13 protein-coding genes are annotated in these 12,259 nt (G+C 44.8%); 2 read left to right on the forward strand and 11 right to left on the reverse strand.

The features are described from left to right. Positions 1-39 precede the first annotated feature (39 nt). Positions 40-1,422, forward strand: coding sequence for an ADP-ribosylglycohydrolase family protein (locus CRG97_RS16905; protein WP_098745372.1), 1,383 nt, complete (start codon positions 40-42; stop codon positions 1,420-1,422). A gap of 335 nt (positions 1,423-1,757) precedes the next feature. On the opposite strand, the gene CRG97_RS16910 is transcribed toward CRG97_RS16905, so the two are convergent. The 8 genes from CRG97_RS16910 to CRG97_RS16945 all read right to left on the reverse strand — a co-directional run bounded on the left by CRG97_RS16910 (position 1,758) and on the right by CRG97_RS16945 (position 8,441). Further along, complete coding sequence (locus CRG97_RS16910) at positions 1,758-2,426, reverse strand: DUF998 domain-containing protein (protein ID WP_098745375.1); 669 nt, start codon at positions 2,424-2,426, stop codon at positions 1,758-1,760. Continuing rightward, on the reverse strand, positions 2,411-2,851 hold the full coding sequence (locus CRG97_RS16915; RefSeq protein ID WP_098745378.1) for a hypothetical protein: 441 nt from the start codon (positions 2,849-2,851) through the stop codon (positions 2,411-2,413). Before CRG97_RS16915 ends, CRG97_RS16910 begins: the two co-directional genes overlap by 16 nt. Before the next feature lie 130 nt (positions 2,852-2,981). Next, on the reverse strand, positions 2,982-3,275 hold the full coding sequence (locus tag CRG97_RS16920) for an ArsR family transcriptional regulator (protein ID WP_237566458.1): 294 nt from the start codon (positions 3,273-3,275) through the stop codon (positions 2,982-2,984). A 163-nt stretch (positions 3,276-3,438) separates the two neighbouring features. Next, positions 3,439-4,707 (reverse strand): cytosine deaminase, encoded by a 1,269-nt coding sequence (locus tag CRG97_RS16925; protein ID WP_098745381.1) that lies wholly within the window; start codon positions 4,705-4,707, stop codon positions 3,439-3,441. Continuing rightward, positions 4,676-5,953, reverse strand: a complete 1,278-nt coding sequence (gene codB, locus CRG97_RS16930; protein ID WP_098745383.1) for a cytosine permease — start codon at positions 5,951-5,953, stop codon at positions 4,676-4,678. Before codB ends, CRG97_RS16925 begins: the two co-directional genes overlap by 32 nt. 313 nt (positions 5,954-6,266) lie before the next feature. After that, complete coding sequence (locus tag CRG97_RS16935; protein ID WP_098745386.1) at positions 6,267-7,634, reverse strand: MFS transporter; 1,368 nt, start codon at positions 7,632-7,634, stop codon at positions 6,267-6,269. A gap of 135 nt (positions 7,635-7,769) precedes the next feature. Continuing rightward, entirely contained in the window at positions 7,770-8,057 is a 288-nt protein-coding gene (locus tag CRG97_RS16940) for a hypothetical protein (RefSeq protein ID WP_098745389.1), read from the reverse strand. Positions 8,058-8,084: 27 nt separating this feature from the next. Further along, a complete protein-coding gene (locus tag CRG97_RS16945) occupies positions 8,085-8,441 on the reverse strand; it encodes a HesB/IscA family protein (RefSeq protein ID WP_098745392.1) in 357 nt (118 codons plus the stop codon). Between the two features lie 161 nt (positions 8,442-8,602). Between CRG97_RS16945 and CRG97_RS16950 the strand changes: the two genes are divergently transcribed. Then, positions 8,603-9,253 (forward strand): helix-turn-helix transcriptional regulator, encoded by a 651-nt coding sequence (locus tag CRG97_RS16950; protein ID WP_098745396.1) that lies wholly within the window; start codon positions 8,603-8,605, stop codon positions 9,251-9,253. Positions 9,254-9,398: 145 nt separating this feature from the next. Here the strand turns inward: CRG97_RS16950 and rplD are convergent, their stop codons facing one another. From rplD to CRG97_RS16965, 3 genes are all read right to left on the reverse strand, one after another. Continuing rightward, a complete protein-coding gene (gene rplD / locus CRG97_RS16955) occupies positions 9,399-9,998 on the reverse strand; it encodes a 50S ribosomal protein L4 (RefSeq protein WP_481856211.1) in 600 nt (199 codons plus the stop codon). Between the two features lie 382 nt (positions 9,999-10,380). Continuing rightward, positions 10,381-10,644: a CD3324 family protein gene (locus CRG97_RS16960; RefSeq protein ID WP_098745402.1), complete on the reverse strand. Its 264-nt coding sequence runs from the start codon at positions 10,642-10,644 to the stop codon at positions 10,381-10,383. A 166-nt stretch (positions 10,645-10,810) separates the two neighbouring features. Further along, positions 10,811-11,851, reverse strand: coding sequence for a Cfr family 23S rRNA (adenine(2503)-C(8))-methyltransferase (locus CRG97_RS16965; protein WP_098745405.1), 1,041 nt, complete (start codon positions 11,849-11,851; stop codon positions 10,811-10,813). Positions 11,852-12,259 lie beyond the last annotated feature (408 nt).

Below are 12,259 nucleotides of genomic sequence, written 5' to 3' on the forward strand. Positions count from 1 at the left end.
GCATATATTGATTTCACCTATTTCAGGAGGGCAACCGTTATGACGAAATGGATTGGACTGAGGGAATTAGTTCGGGAAGAAATAAAACAGCGCGGAGAAGAAGGCTGTAATGCAGAGGGGATGTCCGAACGTCTGGAAGCAGCCGGCACAGACGAAGCAAAGCTAATGGAAGTATACCAGGCTTTAATGGCTCTTGAACCACGTGCGGATTTCAAGTATATCGAGCCGTCGGAATTGGAAGCCATTCGCGCAGAACGTCCGGATGGACCAAGAACACTGTCCGGAAACTGGGATGAACTTAAATGGCAGGATAAATTTCATGGTGCTTGGCTCGGCCGTTCGGCTGGTTGTGCGCTCGGAAAACCTCTGGAGTCTCCTGCCTTCATGCAAGGCTCCGACGAAAGACCCGGCTGGCACAATATGAAGTTGTGGTTCGAAGGCGCAGGGCAATGGCCGATTCGCCACTATACACCGGGCGAATCAACTGCAGAAGCCGAGTACGGTATCGAGATAGCAAGGTGGAGCAGCTTGGCCAGCTGCCGGGAAAACATTCGCTTTATGGAAACAGACGATGATATTCGATATACCGTTCTCGGCCTGCTCATGCTTGAGGAACACGGGCTTGATTTCAACTCCTGGGATGTGGGCAAGCTGTGGCATCGTCATTTGTCATTCGGGCAGGTATTCACGGCTGAAGCCCAGTCCTATCTTAATTTCGCTCGTATCACTTCACATATTAGCGGCGATCGGCCAGACGACTGGGAGAAACATATCCATTGGGGACGCTCTTATCTAAATCCCTACCGCGAATGGATCGGCGCCCAAATCCGTGTGGACGGCTATGCATACGGCGCTGCCGGCCAGCCCCAGCTTGCAGCTGAGCTTGCTTGGCGGGATGCTTCCTTCTCCCATGTGAAGAATGGTATTTACGGCGCCATGTTTTGTTCGGCTATGATTGCCGCCGCATTCGTTGAACGTGATATGAAGCGAATTGTTGAGATCGGATTGAGTGAAATTCCGAAACGCAGCCGTCTTGCAGAAGATATCGCATTAGCGGTCAACATTGCTGAGGAAACGGAAGATTCATTAGAATTGGTGAGTAAAATATGGGAAGCATTTAAGCACTATCACCCTGTTCATACCAATAACAATGCTGCATTATGCGCGGCTGCACTCATTCATTCCGGAGGCGATTTTGAGAAAGGCATAACGACAGCCGTACTTGGTGGCTGGGACACCGATTGCAATGGCGCCACCGTCGGTTCCATTCTTGGCGCATCGCTTGGAGCGGCGGCGCTCCCTGAGAAGTGGATCTCGCCGCTAAACGATACGTTGTATGCCGATGTCAGTGGCTTTCACCCCATTGCCATCTCCGAATGCGCTCAAAGAAGCTATCGTGTTTTCCGAAAATTACAGCATTAAAATCATGAACCTCTCGATTCATACGGCTTCTTATCATTCAGCCAATCACGGTATCATTCCGAGAGCCCAATGTGGAAACATATTGGGTTCTCTTTTTTGCAAGTTCTTTCAGCCATTTTTCTGCTCGACTGCGATGCCCTCTGAACCTCTCGTATTTACACATCGCTCATATGACTAATCTTCGGTTCAGACAGTCAATGGCGTACTTTGTTGCCGATGGATTGAATTTTGTGAAGTAGTTGAGCATCCTTATAGACTTAAACCGACTGCAACAGATTGCAGCCGGTTTATCGATTACGTATCCAAATGTAATTTTTCGCAATAATATGCCTCAGCTATTTCCTTTTAAAAGATCCCAGCTTTGCAGCATGGATTCCGACAATGAGTAGCCATGCAATTTCGGCTGCGATTAAGAATCGTCCGAACAAACCTGCCAGAACATCGGGTCCAAATTGTCCATCTTGGGGAATTTGAAGTACAAATAGAAGCATAGCGACTATTGCAATAACAGAACTTAGAATGAGTAGACTCCTAATCGGTCTCCAAGTATCGACTCGAGTTAGCGAAAAACTAATCAGGAGTGAGGCTAGTGGCGTATAGTCAAGCATCGCTCCAATCGAATGCATTCTGCCATTGAACGTTGCATCCTCTGGACGGATAGAAATTGGATCGGTGACAAAGATCCCCGCGATGATGACGCCAATTGCACTGATCCCAAGTATGACAAGTCCTATGTATCCTGTGATGGTACGAATTTGCGGGAAAATCGTAACCGTGACACTGATTTGGGCAACCGCCAGCATTCCAAAAGACAAATGCATCATCCAACCAGAGGTCCCAAGCGCATACTCGCTGATAAAGCGCCATGTCGGATCAAATTCAGGCTCCAGAATATGAAGACTAGAAAGGATTAAAATGAACAACGTCCCAGCGAGGACTGATATAAGCGCAAATCTGGAAGCAGTCTTTGTTATAGGTTTTGCATGGACTAGCTGCTTAGCCAATTTCTATCCCTCCTGTTGTCCGTGACTCTCGTCATCGTCGATTCATATCCACCCCCACCGGGATAACTCCATGCACCTTCATTGGAGTTCCCATCAGTACTAAAAATTCCTTTGAAGTATGAAGTCGATCCCTTCTCACCTGCCCAAATGACAAGCGTGTCTCCTTCGATCTCATAAACATAATCGAAAGTATTGCCTAGCGTATCATAATACCGGGATCGGATATCCGTGCTTGTTCTCTCGCCGAACGGCTTCAAATGCCCAATAAACTCAATGCCTTTCACTTCTTGCCCATTTTGGGAAAGCTGGACGTGTTGGATCAAAAAATGTCCGCCTTCCATCCATTCATAGGTTACCGTTCCTTCGGCTCCGCCGCTGATATCCCAAGTGCCGACCAAACGATTCAGAGTTTGAAGATCTCTCATATTCACATTCTCCTTAAGCAAAATGTCTTACGATTCAAAATCAGCATTTATCCTTGTTAGATAGTGTTCAAGTGAATCTAGCCTTTTGTTCCAGACGTCCCGGTAATTTAGCATGTAACTCGTAATAAAACTATTGATACCTGTCATAGTTCCTCCTTTTTCTAGTAGTCCAGCTTTTACTCCTCAAAATGATCGAGACGCTCTTCGATGATAGATATATTCGAAGCTGCGCTTTGCTACGGGAGCGCACTATCCCTGCTTCGCTCAAAACGAGCAAAAGACAGGATACGTGCGGCTGGCTGATCCCTAGGGCTTTGACGATTTCTCTTACTGATTTCGGACCTTTTTTAAGTAGTTCAACAATGTTGGACCAAGATCGGCAAAAGTGAGTAACGTTATTTGGATGACTAATGTGTTCGCGCACCTAATATACACTTTAGTGTATATACATGTCAACATATATTAGGCGCCAACAGTTCTTCCACATTTCGTTACCACCTTTCTGGCAATAGAAAAAAGCCCACCATCAGTTGTGATGGCGGGCTTTTTTCAATAGTTCAACATTACGGACTTTAATACATGCTAGATTATTTATTGAAAGTAACTTTCTCTGAACCGCCCTCAAGAACGATCGACGTGTCCCGCGGCTTCGTTTCTGCGATTTTGCGGCCGCCTCTGAACGAATAAAGCACTGCGGCCTGTTTGCGAATAGCCTCATATTCGTTCTCCGCTTCAAGAACGATGAAGTTGGCAGGCTTGCCTTCTTCAATACCGTACGCGTCCTCGATATGCAGCGTTCTCGCGCTATTTTTCGTAATGAGATCGATTGAGTTCACGATTTGATCGTAACCGAGCAACTGCGATGCATGGATGCCCATGTGCAGCACTTGAAGCATGTTGCCCGTGCCTAGTGGATACCATGGATCAAAGATGTCATCGTGACCGAAGCACACATTGAGACCGGCTTCCTGCAGCTCTTTGACGCGAGTCAGCCCTCTTCTTTTCGGATACGTGTCGAAGCGTCCCTGCAGATGGATGTTAACCAGAGGGTTGGAGACGAAATTCAGGTCCGCCATCTTCAGCAATCTAAATAATTTGTACGTATAGGCATCATTGTATGACCCCATCGCCGTCGTGTGGCTTGCTGTCGTGCGGGAGCCCAGTCCGCGTTCGTAGGCTTCTTTGGCGACGACTTCCACGAAACGGGATTGCTCGTCATCAATTTCGTCGCAATGGATGTCGATAAGACGGTCGTATTTTTCGGCGAAGTCAAACGCAACCTTCATCGAATCGACGCCATACTCCCTCGTGAATTCGAAGTGCGGAATGCCGCCGACCACGTCAACGCCCATTTTCAGCGACTCTTCCAGCAATTCCGCGCCGTTCGGGTAAGAGTGAATGCCTTCCTGCGGAAAAGCGACAAGCTGGATGTCGATGTACGGTGCCATTTCTTCTTTCACTTCCAGCATCGCTTTAACCGCGGTCAAGCTTGGATCGGTAACGTCCACATGCGTCCGTACATGCTGGATGCCCTGCGCCATCTGCCACTTGAGCGCCGTTTTGGAGCGCGTTTTGACGTCTTCATGCGTGAGGAACGCCTTGCGTTCTGACCAACGCTGGATGCCTTCGAACAACGTTCCGCTCAAATTCCATTCCGGCTCGCCTGCCGTTAATGTTGTGTCCAGATGAATGTGAGGTTCAATGAACGGCGGCAGCACAAGCGAGCCGCCCACGTCAATGACTTCCTCATTCGCAGTTGTTTCCAGTGACTGCGTGATTTGCTCAAACTTCCCGTCTTTCACGACGATATTCCATAAACCTTCTTTACCCCGCAATTTTGCGTTCTGTATAATCATTTGTTTTCCCCTTTTCTGTGGATTCTTTGGCAGGCACGACCAGCATTAACACGATGTAGACCACCGCCGTACCGATGAGTGCGTTCAATGGCGTTATTCCCGGAGCCAGCTGGGCAAAGGCAACGCCGATAGCCCAAGCCACCATCGCTATCCAGTTTACCTTCTTGAAAGTCATGTCGGCAAACGGTTTATAGTTTCTGCGCTTCACAAAGAAGTAGTCCGCGATGATGATGGCCCCGATGGACGGAATCGCCGCGCCCAGCACATTCAGAAAACCGACGAAATTGTTGTACATCCACATGGCCAATATGGTACCCACGATGCCATTTACAATGACGAAGAACTTTTTCGGAATTTTCGTAATGTTGGCAAAGCCCAGCCCGGAAGCATAAAGAGCGTTATCATTGGTCGTCCAAATATTCAGTCCCAGAACGATGATCGCGGGAATGATCAAGCCTTGCAGGAACATGACCTCCGAGATATCTGCCTGCTTATATGCCATTGCGCCGACTGCGCCGAACAGGAACATGAGTGAGTTCCCCAGGAAGAACGCAATGACCGTTGCAGTAACCGCCTGCCGGGACGTGCGAGAAAACCGGGCGAAATCGGGAGTCAGCGTTCCGCCGCTTATGAATGAACCGATACAAATGGTCAATGCCGCTGCTGCGGTGAGCGTCTGGGTCGGGGTGTAATCGAGCAATCCTTGCAGTCCGCCCAAGGAGCCTGCCCCTTCGAACATGGAGTAACCGCCGAGAATGGTAATAGCCGGAACCGCAATATAACCCAGAATGACGAGCGACTTCATGCCGAAGATGGCAGATGCCGTCATGGCAAGACCAAACAGGAAGATCAACAGGTACACGTTCCAATCCATCGCTTTGGCAACCGGTATCGCGAACATGGCCACGCCGACACCGAACCAACCGACCTGCGTAAAGCCGAGCAGGAACGAAGGCAGGTACGAGCCTTTCTCACCAAACGCATACTTTGCCAGCAAATGCGTGGAAAGGCCCGTTTTGGCAGCGATATGTGCCAGCGCTCCCGTATAGATGCCGAGTGCCAAATTACCCGCAAGCACGATTCCAATGAACTCCATGAACGTCAAGCCAACTCCGAGCGTCCCCCCTGCCAGCATGCTTGCCGAAAAGAAAGTGAATCCTAACATGACGGATAACGTCTTCCAAAAATGATTTCTCTGCGTTTTCGGTACGGCTTGCCACGAAAACTCTTGATCTTGTTTGCTCATCAGAATACCTCCAGGTTAAAGTGTTCTGATACCAAAGAAGCAGAAAAAAGAGGCTACTCGTCAAGTCTTCACTGACAAGTAGCCTCTTTTTCACATCATAACCCGCGCGAAGACGCAGAGCATCCCCTGACGGAATACGCACTGATCCTCGCGTGATTATAAAAATCCGCTGCCCTTGCCAGCCTCTCTGGACTGAATTAAAGGTACCAGTATTCAATTACATTCTATTATTTTGGAAAAACCTACAGTTGTCAATGTTATAATTATCCAATGGTTAAAATCCTCTTAAGTAAATGTTCTTTTTGCTGGTTGTTCAATCTTTGATGCGGAAGGAAATCGCAAAACTCAAGAGCACAAAGATAAATTGGAGAGACAAAGCCAATAATATCCCCGTCAATATGCCCAAATCCAGCGACTGACTTATCGCAATGAGGGCTCCGCCGATTCCAATACTCAAGCCAGGACTAAATGCATCTGTAAACTGAAGACTGGCGGATATTTCCCCCTCTTCCCCTGCTTTCGCGTGCTGCAGCGCAATGGCTCCAGTGGTTGGATGTGCTAGACCGATGCCAAACCCAGTGAAAAGCTGCGACATAACTGCAAATCCAATTCCCCCTGTAGGTAGGCCAACAGCCAGCAGTACTGATAAAACTCCAATGAACATAAATCCAATGCCGATGATTACCCGTTTCTTTCGTCCCTTCCCGTGGTCTTTAACATCAAGCCTTGACTGTAGCCAAGCTGCCGTTGACCAACTTAACGCACCCGCGGCCACAATTAGTCCCGCTAAATCTGCAGGAAGCTTTTTCACATCAGTCAAAGCCAAGACGACATAGCTTTCAGTCGCATTATAACTAGCCACGAAGAATCCTCTTGAAGCAATCGTAGCGGGCAGACCCGCTCTAGCGCTTAAGGTACCCTCAGGCAGCAATGTTCGCAAAGGCTGAATCAAGATCGCCAATCCTGCTATCGAAAGCAATATACCACTCCAATTGGTTATCAGACTTAATCCAACCAGCAGCATGCCCGTTCCAATCGTTAGAAGTAACGCAAATCCTTCTTTCCGGCTGTTCTTTGGAGCAGAATCCGATCTCACAGGAAATTTGAGAAAAGCGGGAAGCGTCAGCAGTACAGCCAAACCAATGAAAGGAAGAACCAGCCAAAAAACAAATCTCCAGGACACATACTCCGCTATGAATCCGGCAATATAAGGGCCGATTAATGCAGGCAAAATATAAGCCCCAGAAAACAAAGCAAGTATTTTCGATCTCAGCTTATCTGGATAACCCAAAGTAATGCTGTAATACACGCACGTAATAATAGCCCCTGCACCAAATCCCTGAAACACTCTCCCTGCGAGTAACATCATCATGTTCAAGGAAGCAGCCGCAATCACGATACCTGTTACAAAAATAAGAATCGATATGCCAAACGATGCAAAAAGGCCGATTCGGTTGATCCGCTGACCGATAATCATCGTTCCGAGGATTTGTGCCAAAAGAAAAGCGCTGAATATCCACCCGAACAAATGTAGCCCATCCAATTGTTGAGCCAGGGTTGGTGCAATCGTCACAAGCGCCAGTCCTTCAAAGGCAACGGTCGTTACCGCAAGAATGATCCCTATAGTTAGTGCTCTATACTTGGCATCGAAAACCCCGGCATTTTCGGAGGTCAATTCCATCCTTCAGTTCTCCTTATGTAAAGCTCCAAATTAGTCTTGAAAATAAATGTTTACCCCAGCATTCGTATCTCCAAGACACTGTTATAAGAACATTTGCGAATTTGTCATAGTGATTCAGGAGCACAACCCGGAAATTCAATACGTTATTCTATCTAAAGTTATCCCTTCCTCGTCACAACCGATTTGAAGGAACTGCTTCTCCAAAATCCATGCATCCGTATGCTCTATGAAGAAATGAATCCCTGCTATGGATTGAATCCATACAGGATCGATCGGTGTTGCATTGGCATTTAGACCCACAGTGAAAGCATCTGAACCTCCACCCGCGTATTTAGCATAAATTCTTACGTGTTGTCCCTCTTCCAAGCCCCAGTCATGCTTAAAAGAATAGATTGCTCTATCAGATACTACCAGTGACCTCATTCATATTTCTCCTTTCTGCTTCGGCTTCTAATCGCATTTTTTAACTTCGCCACGATAATTCGCCATTCGGAAACTGGCTCCGCATCCACAAGAAGCTTTTGCATTGGGATTATTCATGGTGAAGCCGCCTAACATTCCGCTTTCTTCATAGTCAATGACAAGTCCTTCAATGAACTCAACGCTATTAGCATGCACCAGGATGCGGAACTCTCCTTGGTTCAGGATGATATCTCTATTTCCTTGCAATTCATCCACGGTAAGCGTGTAAGATAGTCCGCTGCAGCCCCCTTCTTCAATACCTACCCTGAGAAACGAATTAGGAATGTTTTCGTTTGCTATGATTTCGGCTACTTTTCTTGATGCTGTTTCGGTGATCTGAATCATTGCCTATCCCTCCAAATGATGATGCATACATTGAACTCGGATACTTAGTAAACATTTCCCTTTACAAAGTATAAGGTACATTTCGTTTTTGACTTTGTCAACATTTTTGTTTAAAATGTACACGTTAGCGTAGATTGAATGGTTCCAATGGAGGTATGCAAATGAGTCGAAATCAAAGTAAAAAGGATGCCTCCACAAGGACACGGAGAGCAATCATCGATCAGCTAAAAGAGCATGGTAGAATGGACGTTTTAGCACTCTCCTCCCACTTTTCTCTTTCAGGAATGGCGATTCGTCAACATTTGAGTGCGCTATTAGAAGAAGGATTGGTTACATACGAAGAAGAACCTCGTCCCATGGGCCGACCAACCAAACTATGGAGACTAACACCGGCAGCGGATCGTTTTTTTCCTAGCGGTTATTCGGAGTTATCACGCAGTCTAATCCATTCATTGAAAGAGGCATTCGGGAACGAAGGAATGGATAAACTACTGACTGTCCGAAATAAGAACATGCAAGAACAATATATGAAGTACATTGGCGATACTTCTGATGTGATAGAAAGGCTGGAAAAACTGGCGGAAATTCGAACAAATGAGGGCTATATGGCTGAGATCAAGGAAGAAGACGATAAGAGTCTTTTGTTTATTGAAAAGCATTGTCCGATTTGTGAAGCAGCCGCTGCATGTACTGGTTTATGTAAGAACGAATTGCAATTATTTCAACATGTTCTTGGAAATGATGTTACTGTCGAACGGATTGAGTACATTCTTTCGGGTGGAAGAAGCTGCATTTACAGGGTTCGTAAATGAAAAATCCCCTCCAAGTGATCTTAATGTGCTTGCACACGGTCTACTTAAAGGGGATCTTATCCATTTGGAGATCGTTGTTCTGCGACTCTAAAAGTTCATATGGGCCTTGTACTTTTCTTCATCACTCCATTTCCAATTGTGCTTTTTAGTTATAGACTTCTGTAACTATATTTATAGCATCCTTAGCTATAATGAGCGTGTCACAATTAAGAATATCATATACATTCAACGAGTTGGCTTCAGTTGTCTGCACATCTGGAATGTTATTTGCACTTTTATACACGATGTGATCCACCTCAGGTGTTACAATTAGCACTTTCTTATTGGCATGAAGAGCTTTAAGCATCGCGACGATACCTTTTGTCCTGTAGCTTTCAAGCTTAATATGGTCAACTACAATGAGTTCATCATCTTGTACTTTGGCGGATAAAGCTGATTTGATCGCAAGACGTTTAACCTTTTTATTGAGACGATATCCATATTCACGAGGTTTGGGACCGAACGCAATACCTCCGTGACGCCAGTGCGGCATACGAATGGAACCCGCTCGTGATCTATTAATTTTATTTTGTTTATAGGGTTTTCTACCTCCACCTCTAACTTCGCCACGAGTTAAAGTCGAGTGTGTTCCACTGCGTTTGTTCGCAAGATGGTTTACAACAGCTTCATGCAGTACCGATTCGTTGGGGACAATCCCGAAGATGGATTCTTCAAGTTCGATTTCACCCGTAATGTTACCTTCCATATTATAAATAGAAACGATTAACAAACTTAGCTACCTCCTGATTATCATCGTAAGAGTGAACTTAATTATAGGAACGGACAGCTCAAAAGTAAGCAGAAATAATGATTACAATCGAAGTATCTACGATAACATCCATCACTTCGACCCCCTCTTGATGCAAATTTAAATGGCTAACAGCCAGTGTGTCTCTTACATCTAAACGATAGCAGATTGAAAATTCATGATCTATATACAAAACGATGCTGTAGTATTTTATATTTGTTAGCTTAAGCTCCATCACATGTAAGTGGCTGCTCTGAATTCCCGATTTCTTCTTTGCGTTAAAAAATCCCTTCTAGTAACAGTGCTCGATTTTAGCACGCTTGAAGGGATTAGTAGGTAATTATTTCTGATATATTATTTTTCTGATAGCATAGGTTGATAAAAAGAATGATTCTGCGAGTTCCTCGACCGAAGCGCCAGCTAAATATGCATTCAGAATATCATTATTTCTTTTGTTAATCTCTTTTCGTGCGCCAGACAGCTCTCCCCAGACTTTATGTTCATTTTTTCTAGCGGGTATATAGAGGTATTCGCCTTGTATATATTCCTGCAATTTTTCAACTAGTTCCTCCGGCAAGACGACAGTAGCATTCATATATCTCACGAACGACTCACTCCTTGAAATTATAATTCAAGTAGCAAAGCCAGTTTAAATTTTGTTGGCTACTCCATGCAAATACTCAAAACCGGCTCTGCATGGAGAATCACATGTGTTATCGTTGTATTTTTAAGGGACATTGTATTTCCCCCCTGTTCAGTTGGTCGAGTTATTAAATTTTCCCGTTTGATCCATATAGTTGGCCGCATGCTGCGTTGATGTCTGATCCAAATTGGGTCCTCACGGTGACATGGATTCCCTTGGACTTCAAGATTTTAAGGAACATATTGATGCTGTTCTGATCCGACTCTACAAAACTTTGTGATGTGGCATCAGTGGAATTGTAAGGGATTAGATTGACATGATATAAATGTTCCCATGACCCTCTGCCACGCAACAAATCTGCAACAGCTTCAGCATGTTTAGTTGAATCGTTGATCCCCCTTAGCAGGATATAAGCAATGTAGACCTTTCGCTTCGTTTGTTGAATATGCTCATCCAACACGGTCAAAACTTCTTCCAATGGAAAATGATGGTTAATTGGCATTAACTCGCTTCGCTGATCATTAAACGGTGAATGTAGGGAGAAGGTTAAATTAATCTGCGGAAATTCCTTCGTCAACTTTTTTACTCCAGGTAATATACCTATTGTGGAAACCGTAATTCTTCGATGTCCTAATCCGAAATGTTTAGGATCCGTAAGCAGATGCAACGCATCAAATACATATGGGTTTGCAAGTGCCTCCCCCATCCCCATAAAGGACACACTGTCCAAGGGATAGTTATTCAAAGTAAAGTAAAGAAGTTGATCCGTTATTTCATCCGTTGTAAGATTCCTTTTCAAACCAAGTGTTCCCGTAGCACAAAATGTACAACCAAATCCGCAACCACACTGCGAAGAGATACAATAGGATTCCCATCCGGTTTTATAACTTAACCTAACGGACTCAATGAATTCATCGCCAGGGATGGCAAACAGCATTTTACTAACTTGATTGGATTTCTGCTCCATTTTTGGTGTAATGCTTAACACATTGTTTCCAAGCTCTTTGATTAATTCATTTCTTAATTGCTTAGGCAAGTTGTTCATTGCTTCAAAAGATCCAATCTTGTTCTTGAAGATTGCCTCAGTTATTTGCGAATATCTATAATTCGGTTGCTTTAGATCCGATAAGATCTTACGAATTTTCTCATACTTAGATAAATGCTTCATATCTATCTCCCTTTAAACGGAGAAAACGCAAAAAAGCACCAGCTTACCGGTGCTTTTTTGCGTACATTAACCTAACTATACCTATACAAAAATAAGAGACTCCCTATAAATAAGTCACGAACTGTATATATGCATAGAAGGATAAAGTTCCGGTATCTGATTTGTTGTTTTGTGAACCTGATCAAACCTCGCCTTAAATGACAGGTTCACATTTACATCTACAATTTCAGAAGCAGTCATCACTTTATCCCTCCCATTCAATTCATCATTGTTATTACATGAAAAAATTTAACACAAGTTATATATTTCGGTCAAGGCGGGCTCAAAAATAGGATTCAACGACCTTTACTCATTTTTTATATGGACTACTAAAGATTCGAACTCCGGAATGTCCTTCTTTCGATACAA

This window comes from Paenibacillus sp. EZ-K15 (assembly GCF_002573715.1).
Taxonomy (GTDB): domain Bacteria; phylum Bacillota; class Bacilli; order Paenibacillales; family Paenibacillaceae; genus Paenibacillus_AQ.